The 25,282-nt window shown below is 47.3% G+C and carries 20 protein-coding genes, 1 tRNA gene and 1 pseudogene; 20 read left to right on the plus strand and 2 right to left on the minus strand.

Annotated elements, in window-relative coordinates; translation table 11 throughout:
• Positions 1-221: integrase core domain-containing protein (locus BLW33_RS06950; protein WP_143032599.1), on the plus strand; the 221-nt coding region annotated here is incomplete at its 5' end.
• 441 nt (positions 222-662) lie between these two features.
• On the opposite strand, the gene BLW33_RS06955 is transcribed toward BLW33_RS06950, so the two are convergent.
• Together BLW33_RS06955 and BLW33_RS06960 are read right to left on the minus strand one after the other, a co-directional pair.
• On the minus strand, positions 663-1,250 hold the full coding sequence (locus BLW33_RS06955; RefSeq protein WP_090306857.1) for an SOS response-associated peptidase: 588 nt from the start codon (positions 1,248-1,250) through the stop codon (positions 663-665).
• A 75-nt stretch (positions 1,251-1,325) separates the two neighbouring features.
• Positions 1,326-1,410: transfer RNA gene (locus tag BLW33_RS06960), tRNA-Leu, on the minus strand.
• A 339-nt stretch (positions 1,411-1,749) separates the two neighbouring features.
• Here BLW33_RS06960 and BLW33_RS06965 point away from each other — a divergent pair.
• The 19 genes and pseudogenes from BLW33_RS06965 to BLW33_RS07055 all read left to right on the plus strand — a co-directional run bounded on the left by BLW33_RS06965 (position 1,750) and on the right by BLW33_RS07055 (position 25,224).
• Positions 1,750-2,390 (plus strand): annotated as a pseudogene (locus tag BLW33_RS06965) (CatA-like O-acetyltransferase).
• Positions 2,391-2,651: 261 nt separating this feature from the next.
• Positions 2,652-2,936, plus strand: a complete 285-nt coding sequence (gene groES, locus BLW33_RS06970; RefSeq protein ID WP_090242666.1) for a co-chaperone GroES — start codon at positions 2,652-2,654, stop codon at positions 2,934-2,936.
• A 34-nt stretch (positions 2,937-2,970) separates the two neighbouring features.
• Positions 2,971-4,599 carry a chaperonin GroEL gene (gene groL, locus BLW33_RS06975; RefSeq protein ID WP_090306859.1) on the plus strand — a complete coding sequence of 543 codons (1,629 nt, stop codon included), beginning with the start codon at positions 2,971-2,973 and terminating at the stop codon, positions 4,597-4,599.
• 403 nt (positions 4,600-5,002) lie between these two features.
• Entirely contained in the window at positions 5,003-7,240 is a 2,238-nt protein-coding gene (locus BLW33_RS06980) for a hypothetical protein (RefSeq protein ID WP_090306862.1), read from the plus strand.
• Positions 7,240-7,926, plus strand: coding sequence for a response regulator transcription factor (locus BLW33_RS06985; RefSeq protein WP_090306866.1), 687 nt, complete (start codon positions 7,240-7,242; stop codon positions 7,924-7,926). Before BLW33_RS06980 ends, BLW33_RS06985 begins: the two co-directional genes overlap by 1 nt.
• The gene (locus tag BLW33_RS06990) at positions 7,910-9,256 is read left to right on the plus strand and encodes a sensor histidine kinase (RefSeq protein ID WP_090306869.1); all 1,347 of its coding nucleotides are present in this window, start codon (positions 7,910-7,912) and stop codon (positions 9,254-9,256) included. The genes BLW33_RS06985 and BLW33_RS06990 overlap by 17 nt, the downstream gene beginning before the upstream one ends.
• A complete protein-coding gene (locus BLW33_RS06995; RefSeq protein ID WP_090306875.1) occupies positions 9,237-10,385 on the plus strand; it encodes an iron-containing alcohol dehydrogenase in 1,149 nt (382 codons plus the stop codon). The genes BLW33_RS06990 and BLW33_RS06995 overlap by 20 nt, the downstream gene beginning before the upstream one ends.
• Positions 10,382-12,589 (plus strand): DNA helicase PcrA, encoded by a 2,208-nt coding sequence (pcrA, locus tag BLW33_RS07000; protein ID WP_090306877.1) that lies wholly within the window; start codon positions 10,382-10,384, stop codon positions 12,587-12,589. Before BLW33_RS06995 ends, pcrA begins: the two co-directional genes overlap by 4 nt.
• Before the next feature lies 1 nt (position 12,590).
• The gene (ligA, locus tag BLW33_RS07005; RefSeq protein ID WP_090306879.1) at positions 12,591-14,588 is read left to right on the plus strand and encodes an NAD-dependent DNA ligase LigA; all 1,998 of its coding nucleotides are present in this window, start codon (positions 12,591-12,593) and stop codon (positions 14,586-14,588) included.
• A gap of 41 nt (positions 14,589-14,629) precedes the next feature.
• A complete protein-coding gene (gene ade / locus BLW33_RS07010) occupies positions 14,630-16,309 on the plus strand; it encodes an adenine deaminase (RefSeq protein ID WP_090306882.1) in 1,680 nt (559 codons plus the stop codon).
• A 122-nt stretch (positions 16,310-16,431) separates the two neighbouring features.
• Complete coding sequence (gene gatC / locus BLW33_RS07015) at positions 16,432-16,719, plus strand: Asp-tRNA(Asn)/Glu-tRNA(Gln) amidotransferase subunit GatC (RefSeq protein WP_090306885.1); 288 nt, start codon at positions 16,432-16,434, stop codon at positions 16,717-16,719.
• A gap of 9 nt (positions 16,720-16,728) precedes the next feature.
• Positions 16,729-18,177: an Asp-tRNA(Asn)/Glu-tRNA(Gln) amidotransferase subunit GatA gene (gene gatA / locus BLW33_RS07020; protein WP_090306888.1), complete on the plus strand. Its 1,449-nt coding sequence runs from the start codon at positions 16,729-16,731 to the stop codon at positions 18,175-18,177.
• Between the two features lie 11 nt (positions 18,178-18,188).
• Positions 18,189-19,628 (plus strand): Asp-tRNA(Asn)/Glu-tRNA(Gln) amidotransferase subunit GatB, encoded by a 1,440-nt coding sequence (gatB, locus tag BLW33_RS07025; protein ID WP_090306890.1) that lies wholly within the window; start codon positions 18,189-18,191, stop codon positions 19,626-19,628.
• Entirely contained in the window at positions 19,621-20,361 is a 741-nt protein-coding gene (gene rph / locus BLW33_RS07030) for a ribonuclease PH (protein WP_090306891.1), read from the plus strand. The genes gatB and rph overlap by 8 nt, the downstream gene beginning before the upstream one ends.
• A complete protein-coding gene (gene rdgB / locus BLW33_RS07035) occupies positions 20,358-20,954 on the plus strand; it encodes an RdgB/HAM1 family non-canonical purine NTP pyrophosphatase (protein ID WP_090306894.1) in 597 nt (198 codons plus the stop codon). Before rph ends, rdgB begins: the two co-directional genes overlap by 4 nt.
• A gap of 9 nt (positions 20,955-20,963) precedes the next feature.
• The gene (locus BLW33_RS07040) at positions 20,964-21,443 is read left to right on the plus strand and encodes a metallophosphoesterase family protein (protein ID WP_090306898.1); all 480 of its coding nucleotides are present in this window, start codon (positions 20,964-20,966) and stop codon (positions 21,441-21,443) included.
• A gap of 231 nt (positions 21,444-21,674) precedes the next feature.
• On the plus strand, positions 21,675-22,607 hold the full coding sequence (locus tag BLW33_RS07045; protein ID WP_090306900.1) for a magnesium transporter CorA family protein: 933 nt from the start codon (positions 21,675-21,677) through the stop codon (positions 22,605-22,607).
• 111 nt (positions 22,608-22,718) lie between these two features.
• The gene (gene lepA / locus BLW33_RS07050; protein WP_090306903.1) at positions 22,719-24,527 is read left to right on the plus strand and encodes a translation elongation factor 4; all 1,809 of its coding nucleotides are present in this window, start codon (positions 22,719-22,721) and stop codon (positions 24,525-24,527) included.
• A gap of 94 nt (positions 24,528-24,621) precedes the next feature.
• Positions 24,622-25,224 (plus strand): helix-turn-helix domain-containing protein, encoded by a 603-nt coding sequence (locus BLW33_RS07055; protein WP_090306905.1) that lies wholly within the window; start codon positions 24,622-24,624, stop codon positions 25,222-25,224.
• Positions 25,225-25,282 lie beyond the last annotated feature (58 nt).

Here is a 25,282-nt window from a genome sequence, read left to right on the forward strand (position 1 = left end):
GGAAAAGCCGCTGGGCGGATAATATCATGATTGAACGGTGGTTCCGCAGCTTTAAGTATGAGGAAGCCTACTTGACCCAATACAATAATATCAGAGAAGCGCGGGTCGCCATCGGACACTACATCCATACCTATAATTTTGAGCGGTGCCACTCCTCCTTGGATTATAAAAGACCTGCTGAATGTTACTACCCTGCCATGCTTCTGCCTTATGTTGTTTGATTTATTTAGCCGTATCAAGATCTCATTTGTTTGCCTTCCCACACCTTACTAACACACCTGCCTATTATTCATTATAAATCCTTCGGATTTTTGTCTTGACAAGCGCACCATTATATTACACCCCTATATGTTAGTATTTCAAAGATGGTAGAGGTACTACGTGTTGGGAATAATACTCATTTAGATGATGAGTTTCTTGAATTTAAAAAAAGCCTAAAAAATCTGACTGATATTTTAGAATGTGTGTGAATCTTAAATAAAGTCATTTCTGTCAATGTTTAAACAATAAAATATTATTTTTGAACAAGTGCTCTTGGATGGAGCAAATAGTTGGTGTATAGTTAAAACATCGGCTAAAGTAGGAAAGAAAACTGATGTTTGTTTGGGTTTTAAGGAAAGTATTAAAACCTGAGAGGCGCTGAATTCAGCGCTTTTTTTATTTTAAGATAAAAAATCGAGTTGTTCGTATTTTTCAAGGCAGTTTTTTTCCAAAAGATATGGTTCTCCATACAGCAATTCATGGGCAGCGTTAATATCAAAGAGCCATTGATCGGTCTGTGAATTGGGAAGGATAACAGGCATACGATTATGAACTGAAGCTGGTGTTCCTGCGGCAGGTCGGGTTAAAACAACAAAATGAAAAAAGTCATCGTCCACAGGATGAAAAATACCACAAAGATAGGCATCCGCAACTTTGGGTGAAAATAAGTAAAGATTTTTTTTGAAATCCCACTCATAAAAGCCAGCCATCGGTAGAAGACATCGTCGATATTTAAAATCCGATGAAAAAATCGGCTTTTTTTGAATTGTTTCGCTTCTTGCATTAATGATTAATCCAGAGGGTGTGGTTGATTGATATCCCCAGCGCATGAGAACGGTTTTTTTGACACCCCCTTGTAGAATCAAACCCAGAGTAAGATCCTTGGGATGAATATCTCCTTCATGGATTGGGATGTTGTGCCGCTGCGAATCATCTAAAAGGGTCTTTAATTCAGGAATTGTCGTTCTAAAGATATATCTGCTGCACATACTGACATCCTTTCTGAATAAAAACATCCACGTAAAAAAGCCTCTACCATGTGATAGAGACCCATATTTTCAAAATGGTGCGGATGAAGGGATTCGAACCCCCACATCGAAAGATACTAGATCCTAAATCTAGCGCGTCTGCCAGTTCCGCCACATCCGCAGGACTTGTCTGAAAGGTCTTATCTATGCGGTTTTCATGGTTATCCCAATCAAAATCTAGATGCTAGAGCTTTGAAGACATTAATTTTTCGAATTATTTGCATTATACCTTTTTTATTAAAAATTGTCAATTAAATTGTAAAATCACTGTAGAATTTCAGTTTTTTCATTATAAGATTTAAGATTTTATTTGAATTATCCATAAATTCTCACATCCATTATTTTATGCGCAAGCAATTCATGTATAATGTCACCATAGAGGTGGATAATGCCACAGAGTGAAAATATCATTTAATAAATCTATCTCAAATTTGTTTATAAAAAATTAAGAGGGAATACAATGGGATTTAATATAATAAAGCAAAATGAATGGAATCGAAAAAATACATACAATGAATTTTTCAATAATTCGCCTTGTACGTATAGTATGACTGTAAATATTGATATAACATCTCTTTATAAAACGGCTAGATGCCATAACTTAAAGTTATTTCCAACAATTTTATTTGGACTTTCTCATATTGTGAATTCAGAAAGAGCCTTTCGAATGGATTTGGATGGGAATGGTCAACTTGGTTATTATGATGTGAGCAATCCTTACTATACTATTTTTCATAATGAAACTGAAACTTTTACCAATGTCTGGACAGAGTATACTCCTGACTATATTGCTTTCATAGAAAATTATAATCAAGATATGTTGAAATATAAGAATGATTGCATAAATTCTAAAACCACTTTAGGTACAAATCTTTTAATGTTTCCTGTATCCCTTGGACTAGTTTCACAGGATTTAATTTGAATTTGCAGAAGGGATACGACTATTTTCCGCCAATCTTTACCATTGGAAAGTTTTACAAAGAAGGGAAAAAATATATTCTTCCTCTAGCAGTACAAGTTCATCATGCTGTTTGTGATGGGTTTCACACGGCGAAATTTGTAAATGAATTTCAAAAATGGGCAACTACATTTGGAATATGAATTTATTGAAAACAATTTACTATATTACGAGAGGAAACAAAATACAATTGCTAGAATGGCTTTTGTGAAGTACGGATATAGGTAGTCGGTGCAGTTATTACCAAAATGCATATTTAAAATGGAAAGCTTAAAAAAAAATAAAATAGTTCTTAAAAATATATAAAAACACTTGCAAAAATGATGGGTATCAGCTAATATTATGTTAGCACTCAGAGATAGCGAGTGCTAATAATAACTCAAAATATAATGGAGGCGTTGATAATGAGTCTTAAACCATTGGGAGACAAAGTTGTTATTAAAGTGAAAGAAGAAGAAGTGACAACCGCTAGCGGTATTGTGTTGCCAGGTACAGCAAAGGAAAAACCCCAGCAGGGAACTGTTGTGGCTGTTGGCTCTGGTGAAGTTGTGGATGGCAAAAAAATCCCCCTGGATGTTGCCGTTGGGGATGAAGTTATCTACTCAAAATACTCAGGATCTGAAGTCAAAGTTGGCGAAGAAGAGTTTTTGATCATCAAACAGAATGATATTCTGGCAATTGTAGAATAATAAAAAAAGATCGCGTTACAAGGAGGCAATAAGAATGGCAAAAGATATCAAATTCCACATGGAAGCCCGCGAATCATTAATCGCTGGCGTTGATAAATTGGCAGATGCAGTAAAAGTGACCCTTGGACCTAAGGGGAGAAATGTTATTTTAGCAAAGAGCTATGGTGCACCCACTATCACGAATGATGGTGTCACCATTGCGAAAGAAATCGAGTTGGAAGATGCTTTTGAAAATATGGGTGCTCAACTGGTAAAGGAAGTCGCAACGAAAACCAACGATGTCGCTGGTGATGGAACAACCACCGCAACCCTGTTGGCCCAGGCTATCGTTCGCGAAGGAAACCGCAACGTTGTTGCCGGTGCCAATCCCATGGTTCTGAAAAAAGGAATCGAAAAAGCAGTCGATGTTGTTGTTGAAGGCCTGAAGGAACTGAGCCAACCGGTTGAATCTGCAGAATCAAAGGCACAGGTTGCTTCAATCTCTGCTGCCGATGCTGAAATCGGACAGCTCATTGCAGAAGCTATGACAAAGGTTGGAGATGACGGTGTCATCACTGTTGAAGAAGGCAAGGGCATGGGAACCGAGCTGGAATTCACAGAAGGGATGCAGTTTGACAGAGGATACCTCTCCGGTTACATGGTAACCGACACTGAAAAAATGGTTGCCGAAATGGATAGCCCATACATCCTCATCACTGACAAAAAAATCAGCAATATCCAGGAAATTCTGCCCGTACTGGAACAAATCGTACAGCAGGGTGCAAAACTCTTAATCATTGCCGAAGATGTTGAAGGTGAAGCCTTAACGACTTTGGTACTCAATAAATTAAGAGGAACCTTCAATTGTGTCGCTGTTAAGGCCCCTGGCTTTGGTGATCGCCGTAAAGAAATGCTCCAGGATATCGCAATCCTTACCGGTGGCCAGGTCATTTCGGAAGAAGTTGGCTTAGAACTCAAGGAAGCCACCATCGATCAGTTAGGCCGTGCCCGTCAGGTTAAGGTTGACAAGGAAAACACCATCATCGTCGATGGACAGGGAGATCGCACCGCTGTTGAAGAACGGATTGGGCAGATCAAAGCTCAGATTCCTGAAACCTCTTCTGACTATGACAAAGAAAAATTACAGGAACGTTTAGCAAAACTTTCCGGTGGCGTTGCCGTTATCCAAGTTGGTGCTGCAACCGAAGTTGAGCTGAAAGAACGGAAATACCGTATCGAAGATGCTTTAAACGCAACCCGTGCCGCCGTTGAAGAAGGCGTTGTCCCTGGTGGTGGAACCGCATTAATCAACACCTTAGACAAAGTGGAAACCTTAGTCGACACCTTAGATGGCGATGAAAAAATCGGTGCATCCATCATTCGCCGTGCTATCGAAGATCCAGTGCGTCAGATTGCTGAAAATGCAGGTTACGAAGGATCCGTCATTGTCAGCGAACTCCGCAAAAAAGACAAAGGGATCGGCTTCAATGTTCTCAATGGCAACTATGTGAATATGGTGGACTCTGGAATCATTGATCCTACCAAAGTGACCCGTACAGCCATTCAGAATGCAGCCAGCATTACTGCAATGCTCTTAACCACCGAAGTAGCCGTTGCAGATCAGCCCGAAGAAAACGCCCCCGCCATGCCTGCCGGCATGGGTGGCGGAATGCCGATGATGTAACGCAAACTAAAGCCGTGCAAAGATAAAAAACATGCAGTTCTGACAGAAAGCTCGCTTTCTGTCAGGGCTGTATTTTTTTAGCTTCAGAGGGCGCAGCTCGATATGAGCATAGGGCGCAAAGCGCCCGGAGCGAATACACGGCTTTACAATTCTCCCAAAAACAAAAAGGTAGCGAGGATCAAGAGCGAAGCGACTTGATCCAGCATACAGCCCCCAAAGTAGCGAGGACCAGGTGCAACGCACCGAGGTCCAGCCTACCTCTCACTCCTTTCACACAATTTCCCCACATCCCCAAAAGAAAACACTAAACTCTTAAAGGACTTTGTGTTAAAATAAACCGTGAATAACTAAAGATAACCGAATTAATTAATTTCCATAAGCATACAAAGGAAAGGAGCATCTGATGAAGAAGAATTGTTGTGAAAAATGTGGTAAGGAATTGGGGTTTTTAGGACGAAAACACACCATCAATAATGACCGCATCGAGATTCATTACGATTCCCTTTGCAGTGATTGTTATCAGGTCATCAAAGGTGGCATCAATCAAATTGAGACGATGTACCAGCGCATGATTCAGAAGTTGAAGAAGGACTATGGCTTTGATAACATGGCATCGGTGGATATTGATACCTTGATCTTTTTGGCCGTCGAAGCCGTGATGGCGGTTGAGCCAAATTATGATGATGTGGGGACGTACTTAAATCAGACCATCATCAATCGGACTAGTCGGTCAGTCAACCCTATGGAAGATATGGCAAAGATTGTGGAACGCATTATTGATTACGGCTTTTCCCTTAACAAGAAAAATGCTCAGCTTGTTGATTTCCATGGCTATTTCATGCGGACGACCACCTATTTAGAGCAAATCGGGATGAACAGCAGTGATGATATTCCAAGATCCTATCATTACCTTTTTTTAAGTTGTCGAGGAATGATCGCAAAAAATATGGAAACCGGGCGGGTTTTATCCATTCCGGTTGAAGAGGACATGGAGGTGGAATACACCTTGCGTCAAGAAAATGGGGTGTTAGAAATCTTCCTGCGCAATGTCTTTTACCTGGAGGATGCCAATAAAAATCTGGTACTCTCAGCAGTGGATGAGGAACAGGTTAAAACGATCCGACGCATTTTAGATCAGTTTAATGAAGTGGCTAATCGCCGGAAGGATCGGCGGAAGCGCGATACCATGACTATTATTAAGCGCAATGTTTTTCGGGATTTAAGCAAGGTTCAGCCGGAAACTAAAACCGAGGATATCGCCCTGGATTGTATTCTGCTTTGCGTGGTTAAAAATCTGATGAACGATCCAGAAGGACGGAAATCGGAACTCTACGATCCCCAAGGCCTGGCCATTGAATTGCTGGAAGAAAACTTTGAAATCAATCTTAGGCTTTTGGGCCTGAATACCCGGGAGGATATTTTAGATTTTCTTACTAAAAATACCCTATTAGCCGAAGGCTTCAATGTTCGATATGAGGATGCCAATGAAAAGGCCTGGGCCTTCTTCACAACAAAGGGTTATATCCTGTGTTTCACAAAGACCCGGAAATTCATTTATATCTTTGAGGATCAATTCCCCAACGATATCTACTATCCCTGTAATGATCTCATTTATAAGGGGTATCGCTTCCTTCAGTTGGCGGAAAACCAGGAATCGGCTGAAGGCTCCGGGGATTACCGGACCTTTGACGGCATGATTTTCTACAGTGAAAATATTGAGCTCATGGGGAGAATGAATCGATTCTTCAGCTTGAATAATATCTTTTATGTGATGGACAAATACATTGAAGCGGAAACCCAGGTTTATCGGGATCGGGATAGCCTCATGGAAGTCAAGCGGGTGACGGACCGCCTCTTTGGTGATTTTAGCTATCTGCCCTTCTGTCAATACGATGAGTGGGCCGCCATCCGTGAGAAAATGAAGGAGGATGATTTCCTCCTGTCCCAGCTCATTGATGAAAAAACCGGTGGAAGGGATCGTCATCCTACGGGGGACACCACCTATACCATTCGGATTATGGATGCCTTTAACCGAGGGGCCCGGGAACTCAATAATGCCTTAAAATTTGGGGATCTGAGTGTGGCCAAGGGAATCCTTTGGGGATATTTCAATGAATCCCTGGTGGACACCTTATCCAGAGAATGGGTCCGTGTGGCAGGGGATATCGTCAGAGAAGGGGATTCCCTGGAGGATGCCTTTTCAAAATACTTTAACATGGCCGACATTGAGTCGGACAAGGCCTACTATCTGGGGTTATTCATTTATTACCTGATGGATAAGATGGTCTTACCGGCAGATGATTTTCTGGAAAACTACGAACGCTGTGTCCCAGTTTATAAGAATTTAGGCAAACGTATCCTGGAGGAGGAAGAAGAACCGGCCCCGGATTTGGAGTTTGTCAAAAAAGAGGATATTCAAGCTCCTGGGACAGTATCTGAGGACCCAAAGGAAGTAGTGGCAGAGGAAGCAGCCTCTGATATTGGAGAGGATGAGCCTGCTGCGGACACCGCCTTGGAAGATGAGGGATTGAAGGACCCGGCTGAAATCCTGGCTGAAAAAGCAGCGGCTGAGGCTCGGGTAGAAAAGCCCATCCGTCGCGTCATTGATGATGCCGCATCCCAGGAAAGCGAAGAATCCTGATGCGGGTATTATTAGTAGAAGATGAAGTATCCCTGGCCTCGGCCATTGGAAAAATCTTCGAGAAAAACAAGATCCTAGTGGATGTGGTCAATGATGGCATTGAGGGCAAGCTTTTGTCTGATAATGACGTCTATGATGTGATTATTTTAGATATCATGCTTCCGGGGATGAGTGGATTAGAAATTTTGCAGCATATCCGTTCCCAGGGGAAAAACGTCCCCGTCCTGCTGTTAACCGCAAAGGATAGTACAGCAGACAAGGTGGCTGGCCTCAATATGGGGGCAGACGATTATCTGGTAAAGCCCTTTGTGACTGATGAGCTCATTGCCAGGGTACGTGCCCTGGGACGGCGGCCCTGGGATGTCTACTCCGACAGTGTGTTGACCTATGCGGATCTGGCCCTGAATATCAACAATGGGGAGCTGACCATTGGGACCAAGCCGGTGCGCCTGACTTCCAAGGAGGCCCAGCTCATGGAGATGTTCATCCGAAATCCAGGTATAACGATTTCCAAGGAACAAATCCTCGATCGGATATGGGGGATTGAAAGCAACGCCATGGATAATTCCGTGGAGATCTATGTCCATTATCTGCGAAAGAAGATGAAGGATTCCCGGACCATCATAAAAACCATCCGAGGTCTGGGATACGTATTAAAGGAACCGGACAATGACCGGCCTCAATAAACTGCGCATGAATCTGACGGTGATGAATACCATAGTCCTATTGGGATTATCGGTGTTCATCGCTGTCGTGCTTTATGCCACCATCAGCCTAAATCGGGATTCGGATATCAATAACAGCTTGGAAATTTATTGCGCCCAGCTGGCTGGTAATTTGGATTATTTAGAATCGGAGGATCCGGAGTCGCCGGAGCTGGAAGAGGATCGGGTGAATTTTCAGGCTTTTTTAGAAGGCTTGAACAAAAATAACGTAACGTACATGGTTTGGAATGAGAATTTTGAAGCGGTTTCAGCATCAACTCATTTGAATATTGATCCCCAGGAGCTAAAAAATTTGATACTCCGGTACGTGGCGGAGAAGCAAAGCAAATACTGGGTGGCAAATTACCGTACGGATACCCAAAACCTAAAGGTTTGTACCTACACCATTATTGGGAAGGACGGTGGTTTAAAAACCTTTCAGGTGATTAAAGATATGTCCAGTGAATCCAGTGTGCTGGCCAATGCCGTCAATATCATGTCCATTGTGGTCATTATTGGGGCGGTAGCCTCGGGGTTGTGTGGCTATTTCTTATCGGGACGCTCCCTTGTCCCCATCAAAAAAGGGATGGAGCACCAGCAGGAGTTTCTGGCGGATGCCTCCCATGAGCTAAGAACCCCCATTGCCGTTATCCAAACGAATTTAGAGGTTGTACGGGGAGACGGGGAGGAAAGCGTTAATAGTCAGATGGAGTGGCTGAATAATGCCTACGACGAGACCAAACGAATGCACCGTATCGTAGAGGATCTGATGTTTCTGGCACGGGCAGATGCAGGGGAGGTCCATATTGAGGATTCAGAGGTCGATCTTGGATTCTTGTGCTGTGAGGTCGCAGAACGAATGCTGACAGTAGCCGCAGGGAAGCAGATCAATCTTTTGGTGGACGTCCCTGATACCCCATTAACGGTCTTTGGCGACGAAAGCCAACTCACCCAGCTGTTGGTGATTTTAATTGATAATGCCATCAAATATAGTGAATCCGGTACTTACATTACAGTGAGTGCTGAAAAGGCTGGAACCATGGTGGTGATGAAGGTGGTGGATCAGGGGATTGGTATCCCGGAAGCCGATTTAAAAAAAGTATTCCAGCGGTTTTACCGTGTGGATAAAGCCCGCTCCCGGGAAGAAGGTGGAACGGGACTGGGTTTGTCCATTGCCCAGTGGATTGTAGAGCGACATCGGGGCGTCATTGATGCCAGTAGTGAAGAAGGTCGGGGAACGACGATGGTGGTGAAGTTTACCGCTTACTCTTCAACAGATAAGGAGGCTAGTTGTGAAAGAACTGAAGTTTAATGGGAATAAAATGATTATTGGTCCAGGGTCCATTCAGGCGATTGAAGGTATCGAAGGCCAGCGCTTTTCCATTATCACCGGAAAGCGGGCCATGTTCGATAATGGAACCATTGATGGAATTACGGGGATTTTAAAGGCCCAGGGAAAAGCCTACGATGTGTATTCAGGCATTGGGGCTAACCCCACGGTGGCTGAGGTCGAGGAGGGGGCAAAGCGTCTGAAGGCCTTTGATCCTGATGTCGTGCTGGCAGTAGGTGGTGGCTCGGCCATCGATGCTGCCAAGGTGATGACCCTTCTGTGTGAGTATAAAACCTTAACCATAGAGGAAATTCGAAATGGCAAGGCCCCGGAGGCCCGCCGGAAGATAACCTTAGTGGCCGCGCCCTCAACATCGGGGACAGCCAGCGAGGTCACCCGGGCGGCGGTTGTGACCTTTGAAGATGAAAACATCAAGGTGGGCTTAAAAACCCTGGCCTTCATTCCGGATATTGCCATTCTGGATGGAAATCTGACCCTATCTATGCCAAAGAGCGTTGTTGCAGAAACGGGGATGGACGCCCTGACCCACGCTCTGGAAAGCTACATTAACCCTAACGCCGATGATTTCTGTAAGCCCATTAGCCGGGCGGCGGCGGAAGGTTTGTTTAAATGGCTGCCCCTCTCCTTCCAGGATGGGGATATCAAAAGCCGTCAAAAGGTCCACGATTTCCAGAGTCTGGCGGGAATGTCCTTCCAAAATGCTGGCTTGGGAATGAGCCATGGGATCGCCCATGCCTTTGGGGGAACCTTTGGTACCGGCCATGGTTTGCTGAATGCCATCGCTTTACCCGTGATCTTAGCCTATAATGCCCAGGATCCCCAGGTCAAAGCGGATCTTGATGCATTGGGACAAATCATTGGCGGGGATGTGATCCAGGAGATCCATCGTTTAAATGCCATTTTTGAAATACCCCAAACTTTTAAGGAAGCGGGAATCACAGAAGAAGAATTTGTTAAACACTACGACGGCTTGTTGGCAGGGTCCCTTAAGGGTTCTACCGCCAGAAACCCCATTCCCATGGATGAAAAGACCATGGATGGTGTGTTAAAGCAATTGTATTACGGAACAGAAAGAACAGAGGTAGAATGAGCTTACTAGACGGACTGAATACAAGGCAACGGGAGGCCGCGGCGACCACAGAAGGCCCATTACTGATTTTAGCAGGGGCCGGATCGGGGAAAACCCGAACCATCATCCATCGCATCGCCCATATTATTGAGGAGGGGATGGCCTGGCCATCCCAAATCCTCGCCATCACCTTTACCAATAAGGCAGCCGGTGAAATGCGGGAACGGATAGCGGCCATGAATATCGAAGAGAGTAATCGTATCTGGATTCACACCTTCCATGCCATGTGTGCGCGGATCATGCGACAGCACAGTGCCTGGCTGGGATACAGCGATAATTTTGTCATCTACGATACGGATGATCAGAAACGCCTGTATAAAACCTTGGCTAAGGAGATGAATCTCAATGATAAAATGTATCCCTTCAACTATATGGCCGGGGAAATTTCCAATGCTAAAAACGCTTTCCAGTCACCAAAGCAATACGCTAAGGAAGTCCAGGGTGATTTTAGGAAGGAAAAGGTTGCCGAATACTATAATCTTTACGAAGCGCGGATGAAGAGTAATAATGCCATGGATTTTGATGATCTAATTTTCAATACCCTGGTACTTTTTGAGGGCTATCCCGAGATTTTAGAACAGTATCAAAAGCGGTTTAAGTATATTCTGGTGGATGAATATCAGGATACCAACCACAGTCAGTATCAACTGGTCAATTTATTGGCCGCAGGACATCACAACCTGTGTGTCTGTGGGGATGATGACCAGAGTATCTATATGTGGCGTGGTGCGGATATCAGCAATATTTTGGACTTTGAGAAGGATTATCCCGATGCCAAGGTGGTGAAGCTAGAGCAAAATTATCGCTCCACCAGCGTCATTTTGGATGCGGCCAATGGCGTCATTGCCCATAACACCGGCCGAAAGGAAAAAAATCTATGGACGGATAATCCCGGGGAGGACAAGCTGGTGTTATCCTCCTACGACCAAGGCTACGACGAAGCCCGTTCTGTGGCAGATACCATTTCGAAGCTGCGCCGGGAGCAGCATTATAAATTTGGGGATTTTGCGGTTTTATACCGAACCAATGCCCAGTCCCGTCTTTTTGAAGAAGCCCTGCTGCGCAGTGGCATGCCCTATCAGCTCATTGGCGGCACGGGGTTCTATTCCCGGCTGGAAATCAAGGATATCATTACCTATCTCCATGTGCTGGTCAATCCGGCGGATGACTTGGGCTGTGTGCGGATCATTAATACTCCCAAGCGGGGAATCGGTGGGGTCACCATTGAAAAGGTCATGGAGTTCGCCAATTTTAAGGGATGGAGCCTCATGGAAACCATCTATCATTATCGAGAAATTCCAACCCTTGGGGCCGGCGTTTTAAATAAAATCAAGGATTTTGCAGAAACCATGACAGAGCTCAAGGAATGGGCGGAAACCGAGGGGGTTGCAGACCTCATCCAGCGTGTCATCGACCGCACCGGATACATGGAAATGCTGAAGCTGGGTAAAATGGAAAACTCAGAAAGCCGCATTGAGAACCTGGAGGAATTGGTCTCCTCGGCGGTGGAATTTGAGCGAACCAGCGATGACCAGAGCGTAACGGCCTTTCTGGAAACCGTAGCCTTAGCCTCGGAGACGGATAAATACGATGGGGATGAGGGAAAGGTTCTGCTGATGACCCTTCATAACGCCAAGGGCCTGGAATTCCCAGTGGTATTCCTTCCCGGGATGGAGGATGGCATCTTCCCTCATATGCGTTCCCTGAACTCTGGGGACGACGAGCAGCTTGAGGAAGAACGACGCATCTGTTATGTGGGGATTACCCGTGCCAAGGAACGGCTATACCTGTCCTGGGCCGCAGAACGAACGGTGTTCGGCCAGCGGCGGCCCCAAATCCAGTCTCGGTTTTTAAAGGAAATCCCCAAGGACTGCTTGGAAGTCAACGAGGCCCAGACCCGGAGCACCACCGTACGTGATGCCGGAATAAAGGAAAAACAGCGTCAAAGCTTCGAGCAGCATATAAACCTTGGGAAGAAGGCTTATCAATCAGCCATTCCGGTGCGACCGGCCAGTGCGGCTGGCTTTGCCCCGTCGGATAAGGTCAAGCATAAAAAATTTGGGATCGGGACCATCGTTGAAGTCAAGACGAACCAGCTCTCCATCGCCTTTCCGGGGGTAGGTATTAAAAAATTGGACCCGGGATTCGTAACGAAGGTAGACTAAAATGGATACACCGAAGCAGGCAAAACAGCGTATTGCAGAATTAACAAAATACCTGGAAACCCAGAATCGTCACTATTACGAGGAGGATGCCCCCCAGGTATCGGATTTTGATTATGATCAGGCCATGGGGGAGCTCCTTTCTTTGGAAGAAGCTTATCCCCAGTGGGCGGCGGCGGATTCCCCCACAAAGCGCGTAGGGGGGCGCCCTCTGGAAGCCTTTCAAAAGGTGGTGTACCAAACCCCGAAGCTCAGTCTGTCCAATGCCTTTAACGCTGGGGAACTCATTGAGTTTGATCAACGGGTCCGAAAAATCTGCCCAGATGTGGTGTATTGCCTCGAACAGAAATTTGATGGCCTGACCGTTGTTTTAAACTATGAGGAAGGGCTTTTCGTTCGGGGTTCCACCCGGGGAGATGGCCAGATTGGAGAGGACGTCACCGAAAATTTACGGACGATTCCTTCCATTCCATTAAGGCTGACAGAGCCCGTTACCCTGGAGGTTCGGGGGGAAGTGTTAATGGATAAGGCTGGCTTTGAAAAGCTTAATGAGGCCCGTGCACTGGCCGATGAGCCCCTTTTTGCAAATCCACGAAACGCTGCGGCTGGGTCCATCCGCCAGCTGGATTCCAAGCTGGCAGCTTCCCGTCCCTTAAAAATCTTTGTTTTTAATTTGGAGCGGATTGAGGACCGACAGTTTGAAACCCATGAAGAAGCCTTTTCTTTTTTAAGTCGTTGCGGCTTTCACACCAGTCCCATTACGCGATGCAGTACAATGGATGCGGTGATCACACATATTGAAGCCATGGAAGCCGGTGGACGCAATGCCCTTCCCTATGAAATTGACGGAATGGTGATTAAGGTGGACGACCTTCGGGATCGGGAAGAATTGGGCGACACCTCAAAAAGTCCAAGATGGGCCATTGCCTATAAGTTTCCACCGGAGCAGACGGCGACGAGGCTGCGGGATATTACTGTTCAGGTTGGACGTACCGGGGCATTAACCCCAGTCGCGGAGCTGACCCCGGTTCCTTTAGCGGGGTCTGTTATTGCAAGGGCAACACTGCACAATGCGGATTACATCACCGAAAAGGATATTCGAATCGGAGATGAGGTTATTATTCAAAAGGCCGGGGACGTCATTCCAGAGGTCGTTCGCTCCGTTGCGGATAAACGCAATGGATCAGAGAAGATTTTCGAGATGCCGGCCCATTGTCCGGTCTGTGGATCGCCGACCTTTCGGTTAACCGGAGAGGCCGTGACTAAGTGTGTGAATTTTGATTGTCCGGCCCAGGTGTTTCGGCGGATGGCACATTTTGTATCCCGGGATGCCATGAATATTGACGGCATGGGCCCGGCCATCATCCGTCAGATGATGGATGCAGAGCTTTTAACTAATGTGGTGGATATTTACCATTTAAAGGAGCATCAGCCAGAGCTGATAGCACTGGAAAAAATGGGTGAAAAATCCGTTGATAACCTTTTGGCAGCTATTGAAGCCTCCAAGGCCCAGCCCCTTTCTAAATTAATTTTCGCCCTGGGCATTCCCCTGGTAGGGGCCAATGGTGCTAAGCTTTTGGCCCAGGCCTTTGGCAGTATGGATACCTTCATGGCAGCGGACGAAGAGGCCCTGCTTTCGGTGGAGGATGTTGGGACGAAGATGGCGGCAGAGGTCCGGGATTTTTTTGCAACGGAAGCTAACCGGAAAATGATTGCGGCTTTGAAAGCGGCCAAGGTCAATATGACAGAAAAAAGTGAAAGCACGTCTAGTATCTTGGAGGGCCGGACCTTCGTTCTGACAGGAACACTGCCGACCATGGGACGGCGGGAGGCAAAGGCCTTGTTGGAAGCCAATGGCGCCAAGGTTTCAGGCTCCGTTTCGAAGAAAACGGATTTTGTGCTAGCTGGCGGTAAGCCAGGTTCCAAAGAGGCGAAAGCCCAGGAACTTGGTATTCCAATTATTGATGAGGAAGCATTGATGGCAATGCTTGCACAGCCTTAGGCCCAGGACTTTGACCAGGGCTTAGAAGGGAGGATGGCAGGATGAACAGAACGCGAATGATTCATGGGGCAAAACATGAGATACCCGCAGATTTGGTCATTAAAAATGGCCGAATTGTCAATGTGTTTACCAAAGAAGTTCTAGAGGGTGATGTGGCTATTGTGGATGGGAGCATCGTCGGCATTGGAACCTATGAAGGCCTTAAAACTATTGATGCCAAAGGACAATACCTGATTCCAGGGCTTATCAATGCCCATGTCCATATCGAATCGAGCATGATGACCCCCTCGGGTTATGCGGGTTTGATTGCACCCCGGGGAACAACAACCATCATTGCAGACCCTCATGAAATCGTCAATGTTGCAGGGGAAACAGGGCTGTCTTTCATGCTGGAGGACAGTGCAAATTTAGCGGTGGATATGTTTTTCATGATCCCCTCCTCGGTACCGGCTACAGCCCAGGAAACCAACGGTGCTGGTGAATTTTCGGCAAAGGATATGTCCCCCTTCCTGGACCATTCCCGGATTCTTGGCCTTGGCGAGGTGATGTGCATCGATGATGTCCTCCAGGCGAAGGCGCATATCCTCGATAAAATCCAAAGCTGTGAGGGACGGGTGATCGACGGCCATGCCCCGGGTTTATCCGGTGCTGCCCTCCAGGCTTATCGGGCCGCTGGGATTGAAACGGACCATGAAGCGGTAAATGGTGAGGAAGCTGTGGAACGCCTGCGGGCAGGCTTTTATCTACAGGTTCGGGAGGGATCAGCGGCCCATGATTTGGTGCCAATCCTAGAAGCCGTGAAAGGTCAGAACCTTCCGACAGAGCGTATCCTTCTGTGTACTGATGACCGCCATAGCAGTGATATTCGGACTCAGGGTGATATGGATCATTGCGTCCGTTTGGCCATGGCAGTAGGCTACGATGCCATCACGGCAATCCAGATGGCCACTATTAATACCGCCCAGGCCTATGGATTAAGACGGCATGGCGCCATTGCACCAGGCTATCAGGCCGATATTCTTTTCTGTGACGACTTAGCATCATTCCACATCACGGCGGTGTATAAAAAAGGAAAGAACATCCAGCCCCTTTTATCGGAAACCAAGATTTTGGCGGCTTGTCCAACCTTGTTAAATAGTGTTGTGCTGGATGGGATTAAGCCTTCCGATTTTGCCTTCCCTGTGGAAGCTGGTAAAGAAAGTCTTGGCATTGAGATCATCCCGGGAGATATTCGGACCCTTGCCTTTGAAGCCGAATTGCCGGAGGAAGACGGCCTTTTCAAAGCCTCTAAGCTTTACTCCAAGCTGGCGGTCATTGAGCGTTATGGCAAAAATGGCAATCGAGCGGTTGCACCCATTAAGGGCTATGGTATAGAGGGGGGCGCTGTGGCCATGACCATCGCCCACGATTCCCATAATATCATTGTCTGTGGTGATAACGATGGGGATATGGCTGTGGCCGTGGAAAAGATCCATGAGATCCAAGGGGGAATTGTAGTGGTATCGAAAGGCACGGTGTTGGGCAGCCTGGCCCTTCCCGTAGGGGGCCTGATGTCCACCGCCTCCTGGCCTGAAATGGAGGAGGCGCTGACAGAGCTCCTGATGTTAGCCCATGATCTGGGGGTACCGGAGACCATTGATCCCTTCATCACCCTGAGCTTTATGGCGCTTCCGGTTATTCCGGAAATCCGCCTGACGGATCAGGGATTGGTGAGGGTTTAGGGATAAATTGTCCCATGAATTGCTGGATTGTAATTTACATTACAATCCCTTTCCATTATAATAAAAGAATCAACGATAAAATCATAACATAAATGTAATTTTTTCAGGATTGGAGATAGAGTATGAGTATTTCGAGAGAAGAAGTCACCTATGTGGCTGACCTCGCGCGGATTGAGTTTGATGGAACGGAAACTGATCGCCTGGCCGATGAGCTGGGTGCCATCCTCAATTATATGGAAACATTAGATCAATTGGATACATCCGGAGTAAAACCCACGGAGCATATCCTCCCGGTACAGAATGTATTTCGCAAGGATGAGGTTAAACCCTCCCTCCCCATTGAAGAGGTCCTTGCCAATGCACCAGTAGTTGAAGCGGGATGCTTCAAGGTCCCCCGGGTTGTGGAATAGGAGGGGATTATGGAACTGACACATTTAACGATACATGAAACAAAGGATGCCATTGCAAAAGGGGACACCACCGCTTTTGAGGTGACCAAGGCTTATGCCAAGCGGATCAATTCGGTGGAAAAGAAAGTAGATGCTTTCCTTCAGATCAATACAGAGGCAGCTTTGGAACAGGCGAAAGCCATGGATACCACTGATGGTCCCCTGGCTGGAATCCCATATGCCCTGAAGGATAATCTATGTACACGGGGAATCCGGACCACCTGTGCGTCTAAAATTCTCGATAACTTTGTACCACCTTACAATGCAGATGTGTACGATCGCCTGCAGGCCCAGGGTGGCATTTTGTTGGGGAAGGTCAATATGGATGAATTTGCCATGGGCTCCTCCACGGAGAACTCGGCCTATCAGCAGACTAAAAATCCATGGGACTTAAGCAAGGTCCCCGGTGGTTCCAGTGGCGGCTCAGCTGTTTCAGTGGCCGCTGATATGGCATGCTACGCCCTAGGTTCGGATACGGGCGGTTCCATCCGTCAGCCAGCCTCCCATTGTGGTGTGGTTGGTATGAAGCCAACCTACGGACTGGTTTCCCGTTATGGCCTGGTGGCCTATGCTTCCTCCCTGGACCAGATTGGTCCGGTGACTAAGGATGTGGAGGATGCCGCCATTGTCTTAAATGCCATTGCCGGCCATGATGCCAAGGATAGTACCTCCCTTACCGTTCCCCAGGTGGATTACACCCTGGGTCTGAAGGATGGCGTAAAGGGTATGAAAATCGGCGTGGCACCTGCTTTTGCTGGTGAAGGAATCCAACCCGAGGTCCAGGCCGCCATGGACGATGCTCTAAACGCCTTAAAGGATGCCGGCGCTGAAATTGTCAATGTCGAGTTTTCCCTTTTGGATTATGCCTTAGCCGCTTACTACGTTATTGCCTCTGCTGAAGCCAGCTCAAACCTGGCCCGTTACGACGGCATTCGCTATGGTGTCCGCGCGGAAGAGTATGAAGGCTTAGTGGATATGTACCGGAAAACCCGGACCCAGGGATTTGGGGACGAGGTCAAACGGCGGATTATGCTGGGAACCTATGCCCTAAGCTCCGGATATTACGATGCCTATTACAAGAAAGCCATGCAGGTACGGACCTTGGTCATGGAAGAATACGCCACGGTGTTTAAATCCTGTGATGTCATGCTGACACCTACCAGTGCGAGCACCGCCTTTGGCCTGGGTGAAAAAATAGGGAATCCCCTGGATATGTATTTGTCCGATTTATTTACGGTTCCTGTGAATATTGCCGGGATTCCTGGAATCTCGGTTCCTGTGGCCCTGGACCAGAGTGGTATGCCCATTGGGGCACAGCTTATTGGCCCGGTACTCAGTGAAAGCCGCCTGCTTCAGGCCGCCTATGCCTTAGAGCAGCAGGTCAGCTTCAGAAGCCAGCACGCACCACAATTCAAATAGGAGGAGGAAGAATGGAATACGATATCGTCATCGGGATGGAAATCCATGCCGAGCTTGCTACAAAATCTAAAATTTTCTGCTCCTGTTCCACAGAATTTGGAGCGGATGAAAACACCCATGCTTGTCCAGTGTGTTTGGGGATGCCGGGGGTCCTGCCCGTCCTGAACGAGCAGGTGGTGGAATTTGCCACAAAGGCAGGGTTAGCCTTGAATTGCCATATTGCCAATTTCAGCAAAATGGATCGTAAGAACTATTTTTACCCTGACCTGCCCAAGGCCTACCAGACCTCCCAATTCGACTTGCCCATCTGTACCGGTGGGACGGTGGAAATCGAGGTCAATGGGGAAACCAAGCCCATCGGCATCACACGGATTCACATTGAAGAGGATGCTGGAAAGCTGCTCCACGAATCGGCAGATGGCACCCTGGTGGATGTCAACCGATGTGGCGTACCCCTTATTGAAATTGTCACCGAGCCCGATATTCGCGGGGCGGAAGAGGCCCGGGTCTTTGCGGAAAAGGTTCGAAATATCTTAGAATACGTTGGGGTTTCTGACTGTAAGATGCAGGAAGGCTCCATCCGTTTTGATGTCAATCTTTCCATTAAGGAAAAGGGGACCGAGGTACTGGGCACCCGGACAGAGATGAAAAACCTTAACTCCTTCCGGGCATTGCAGCGGGCGGTACAATATGAAAGCAAAAGACAGATCATCGAGCTCAAAAAGGGACACCGCATCATCCAGGAAACCCGTAAATGGGATGATGCCAAAGGGGCGAGTGCCTCCATGCGTTCCAAGGAGGAAGCCCAGGATTATCGTTATTTCCCAGAGCCGGATCTGGTTCCCATTGTCATTTCGGACGAACAGATCGAACGGACAAAATCGGAGCTGCCGGAGCTTCCGGAAGCCAAGCGCAACCGTTATGTGTCGGAATTAGGCCTGCCAGAATACGATGCCGCTGTTTTGACCACCTCTAAATTCACCTCTAAATATTTTGAAGATACCGTTGCCCTCTTCAATGAGCCGAAGTTGATCTCCAACTGGCTGATGGTGGATATTCCAGCCCTTCTGAAGGAAAATGAATTAACCATGGAAACCATCTCCTTCAGTCCTGAAAAATTAGCAGAGCTATTGACTCTGATTAAAGAGGGAACCATCAGCGGTAAAATTGGTAAAAGTGTCCTGGAAGAAATGTTTAAAACCAGCGCATCACCTAAAGAGATTGTTGAAAAGAATAACTGGGGACAGATGAGCGATACCAGTGAGCTTCAAGGGATTATTGAGAAAATCGTCGAAGAAAATCCCAAATCTTTGGAGGATATTGCTGCCGGGAATAAAAAGGCCTATGGCTTCTTAACCGGACAGGTTATGAAAGCCACCAAGGGACAGGCCAATCCCCAGGTTGCCAACGGGATTATCCGTCAGGTGGTCGAAGGGAAGCTCAATGGATAAGCCTGGCATTGAACGTATTGACGGGCGGCTTTACAATGAAGGCCGCCCTGTAAAGGTCACCCGGCATTTCACCAAGCACGCCCATGGCTCTGTGTTAATGGAGGTGGGTGAGACCAAGGTGATCTGCACCGCAATGGTCGAGGAAAAGGTTCCTTCCTTTATGCGGGGAGAGGGCCGGGGCTGGGTCACCGCAGAATATGAGATGCTCCCAAGCTCTACCGGCTCCCGGAAAAGCCGGGACCGGAACCGGGGGAAGGTGGATGGCCGCACTGTGGAAATCCAGCGTTTAATCGGCCGAAGCCTACGGTCAATTGTCGACTTAAAGGCCTTGGGGGAACGGACCATTTGGATTGACTGTGATGTTATCCAGGCCGATGGTGGTACACGGACCACTTCAATCACTGGGGCATTTATCGCCCTGTACGATGCGCTGCTCAATCTCAAGGACCAGGGAATGATTACAATCATGCCCCTTACTGGCTTTGTCGCGGCGACCAGTGTCGGTATTTGGCAGGACCATCCCATACTTGATTTATGCTACCATGAGGATTCAGCAGCAGCAGTAGACATGAACGTCGTTATGACCAGCTCTGGTGAAATCATTGAAATCCAGGGGACCGGTGAGGATCGTCCTTTTACACGCAGTGAATTTAATGATCTGATGGCCCTGGGAGAACAGGGAATCCAGGACCTCATCCGTATCCAAAAGAAAGCATTGGAGATAGAAGCATGAAAACCATCATATTGGCCACAGGAAATCCCAATAAAGCCATTGAGTTAAAGGAAATGCTGGATAACGCCTACGCGGTTAAAACCATGGGCGAGGTGGGCATTGATCTTGATATTATCGAGGACGGGGAGACCTTTGAAGATAACGCCCTCATTAAAGTGCGGGCCATTGCACCCTATGTCGGAGATCAGGACATTATTATGGCCGATGATTCCGGACTGTCGGTGGATGCTTTAAAGGGTGCACCGGGTGTTTATTCTGCCCGTTATGCCGGTGAACATGTCACTTATGCTGATAACAATGCCAAGTTGTTAAAGGAAATGGCCGCTGTACCGGATGGTGAGCGAGGAGCAGCATTTATTTGCTGTGTTGCACTCATCCTCCCGGGTGGAGAGGAATGGACCGGCCGGGGAACCGTTCGTGGAACCATCGCCCATGGGCTTCGAGGTGCAGAGGGCTTTGGCTATGACCCCTTATTCATTGAAGAAACCACGGGCCAAAGCTACGCTGAAATGGGTGATGCAGCAAAAAATAAAATCAGCCATCGTGGCCGGGCCATTGCCCTGGCCAAAGCGAAGCTGGATAGCCTGGCTTAGGAGGTGCTCATGCGTATAGGTGTTGTAAGTGACAGTCATGGCAATAGCCGGACCTTAAAGCAAGCTATCGATGCCATGGGGCCGGTGGCGGTTATTTTCCATCTGGGAGATTATGTATCGGACGGTGAATCCATCAAACGGATGGTGGATATCCCGGTCATTACCCTGAGGGGAAATATGGATATCGGCTATGAAGAGGGCGAGGATTTTGTGAAAACCCAATTTGGGGGAAAGACAATCATTGCCTGTCATGGTCATGAATTTGGAGTAAAGGGGTCGTTAAACACCCTCTTTTATAAAGCAAAAAGTGAAGGGGCGGATATTGTTCTCTACGGACACACCCATATGCCCCTGGTTGAAAAAGAAGAGGGAATCCTGTTTATGAACCCAGGAGCCCTAACCTATAGCCATCCCGGTGTCGATAAATCCTATGGGGTTCTTACCATTGAGGATGATGTGGTGAATGGAGAGATCCATTCCGTTAAATAGGAAAACCATAATTGACGGTTTCATTGTTAATTCGTGATAAAACAATTGACAAAGCGCCTGAAAAAAGGCTATAGTAGGACTATGATATTAAAAATTGCCAAATTGTAGATTTGGACGAGGAGGTTGGATTAATGGACGCGGACCCTGGAGAGAAAAGCACAAAAATGAACACAAAATATAAATTCAGGCGGTCATAGTTCAATCTCTGGCCGCCTTTTAGAGGAGGTCAGAATGCTAAATATCTACAAAAATATCGGTGGGCTGATTACAGAGGTGGATACCATTGAAAAGGACACTTGGATCAGTTTGGTGGCACCCACAGAGGAAGAATTACAAATCGTTGGAGAAACCCTCCACGTTGATGATGATTTTCTGAAAGCGGCGTTGGATGAAGAGGAAGTATCCCGTGTGGAGCTGGATGATGAAACCGGCCAATCCCTGATAACGGTGGATGTTCCCCTAGTTGACAAACATGAAGACTTGCTGCTGTACAGCACCCTTCCTGTGGGGATTATAGAAACCCAGGATAACATCATCACCGTTTGCCTGCAAAACAATACGGTACTGGATGATTTCGCCAGGGGGCGGGTTAAGCATGTCTTCGTCAATCTGAAAAGTCGATTCATCTTCCAGTTTTTATACCTGGTGGCAACCCGTTTTTTGATTTATCTGCGGCACATCAACCGTATCAGTAACCGGATTGAAAAAGAATTACACCGGTCCATGAAGAACAAAGAGCTGTTTCAACTTTTGGATTTGGAAAAGAGCTTGGTGTATTTTTCCACGTCCCTTAAGTCCAATCAGCTGGTGGTGGAAAAGCTCCAGCGTGGTCGGGTGGTTCAGCTTTACGAGGACGATCGGGATCTTCTGGATGATGTCCTCATTGAAATGGAACAGGCCATTGAGATGTCCAATATTTATGGCAATATCTTAAGTGGAACCATGGATGCCTTTGCGTCGATTATCTCCAATAATCTAAATATCGTTATGAAGATTCTAACGGCGATTACGATTTTAATGGCCATCCCCACGATGATTTCCAGTTTTTATGGTATGAATGTTACAGGGCTGCCCGTGGCGAGCTTCACCCCCGTCATTATCATGATTTTAGGGGCTACCGCCGTTTGCGCCTTTGTCCTGTACAAATTTAATATGTTTAATTAACAAAAAGGATAAAAAACGGACCGATGGAAGTGCCGAGACCTTTTCAAAGGGCCTCAGCGCTTCCATCGGTTCGCTTCATAATCGTTATAATTTTGCTTTGGAGGTAAGAATTTGGCATTAACTAAACAAGAACGCACACGGAATTTTTCCATTATTGCGCATATCGACCATGGCAAATCAACTCTGGCAGACCGTCTCATTGAAAAAACAGGACTACTGAGCAAACGGGATATGTCAGAGCAGATTTTGGATAATATGGATATTGAACGGGAACGGGGAATCACTATCAAGCTCCAGGCGGTACGTCTGTTGTATAAAGCCCAGGACGGCGAGGAGTACATTTTAAACCTTATTGATACACCGGGCCATGTGGACTTTACCTACGAGGTTTCCAGGAGTCTGGCGGCCTGTGAAGGAGCGATTTTAGTGGTGGATGGTTCCCAGGGGATCGAGGCCCAAACCATTGCCAATGTTTATTTGGCCCTGGACAACGATTTAGAGGTTTTACCGGTTATCAATAAAATCGACTTGGCCAGTGCCCGTCCCGATATGGTTAAGGAAGAAATTGAAAATATCATCGGGCTGGATGCAGAGAATGCTCCCTTAATCTCAGCCAAGGCCGGCATTGGTATTGAGGATGTGTTAGAGGATATCGTAAGGCATGTACCGGCACCAAAGGGAGACACAGAGGCACCCCTCCAGGCCCTCATCTTTGACTCCTATTATGACCAATACCGGGGTGTCATTGCCTCGGTCCGTGTGGTACAGGGGACCATTCGGGCGGGAATGAAAATTCACCTCATGGCGGTCGGCAAGGATTTTGAAGTGGACGAAGTGGGCTTTTTTGAAAATGCTCTGATCCCTGGAAAAGAGCTGACCGCTGGAGACGTTGGCTATGTGAGCGCCGGGGTTAAAAACGTCCGGGACACACGGGTAGGGGATACCATAACCGGAGCGGAGAATCCGGCAGCTTCCCCCTTGCCAGGATATAAAAAGGTCACCTCCATGGTATTCTGCGGGATTTACCCAGCAGATGGCGCACGATACGAGGATTTAAAGGAAGCGTTAGCCAAGCTGCAGCTCAACGATGCTTCCTTGCTTTATGAGCCAGAAACCTCTGTAGCTCTGGGCTTTGGATTCCGATGCGGATTTTTAGGACTCCTTCATATGGAAATCATCCAGGAGCGGCTGGAGCGGGAGTTCAATCTGGATTTAGTCACTACAGCCCCCAGTGTTATTTATAAGATTATAAAGAACGATGGAACGGAAATGTGGGTTGATAACCCCACGAATCTGCCGGATCCCACGGAAATCGATGTGATGGAGGAGCCCATCGTCGATGCGAATATCATGGTGCCCTCAGAATACTTAGGCTCTGTGATGGAGCTCTGCCAGGAGCGCCGAGGCATTTACATGAACATGGATTATATTGAGGAGAATCGGGTGAATCTTCATTATGAGCTGCCCCTCAATGAGATTATCTATGATTTCTTTGATGCCTTAAAATCCCGGACCCGGGGCTACGCATCCTTGGATTATGAAATTAAAGAATATCGCCCCTCGGACTTGGTGAAAATGGATATTCTCTTAAACAGTGAAATGGTGGATGCTCTTTCCTTTATCCTTCATCGGGATAAGGCCGCAGCCCGGGGCCGGGCCATTGCTAAAAAGCTAAAGGAAAGCATCCCCAGACAGATGTTCGAAATCCCTATCCAGGCCGCCATCGGTTCAAAAATCATTGCCAGACAAACCCTATCTGCCCTCAGAAAGGACGTTTTAGCCAAGTGCTATGGGGGGGATATCTCTAGAAAGCGCAAGCTCCTTGAAAAGCAGAAGGAAGGGAAGAAACGGATGCGCCAGGTTGGTAATGTGGAGGTCCCCCAGGAGGCCTTTATGGCAGTGCTTAAGCTGGATAGCTAAACTGCGGACTCTACGCTGCGTGGGTTGCAGGATGAAAGGTCTAAGGTTATCCTTTTAGTATCAAAAGAAATGTACCAATGAAGGGAGATAACCAATGACAGAGTATGTAACCGGAAAGACGATACGGCGGTTAAGGGAGGACAAGCACCTGACCCAAAGAGAATTGGCGGACCAAATCGCTGTCAGTGATAAAGCAGTTTCCAAATGGGAGACCGGGAGGGGATTGCCGGATATTACCCTCCTTGAGCCCTTAGCTTTAGCACTGGGGGTATCCGTGGCAGAGCTATTATCCGGAGAGTGTATGGTGAATCGCAATAAGCGCTCTAATATACGCCACAGCGGATTTTACGTCTGCCCGGTTTGTGGTAATATCATCCATGCCATGGGTGAAGGGGCGTACTCCTGCTGTGGCATCAGCCTGCCGAAGCTCGAAGCCGAGGCGGCAGATGATTGCCATGATATCCAGGTGAAGGCCATAGACGGTGATTGGGTGATTACCATGGAGCATCCCATGGGGAAGAAGCATTATATTTCCTTTTTTGCCCTGATGACCTACGATGGCCTGCAGATGGTCAAGCTTTACCCGGAACAGGAATCCCAGATTCGCTTTTCAGGCACACGCCCTGGGACGGTTTATGGGTATTGCAATCGCCATGGATTATTTAAATGGGATTTAAAGCGACAGAAAAGCCTTTAATTATGAAAAGAAAATAGAAAAATCGCCGTGATGAAGGAGGTGTACTCCCCATCACGGC

The sequence above is a fragment of the Eubacterium aggregans genome, from assembly GCF_900107815.1.
Taxonomy (GTDB): Bacteria; Bacillota; Clostridia; order Eubacteriales; family Eubacteriaceae; genus Eubacterium_O; species Eubacterium_O aggregans.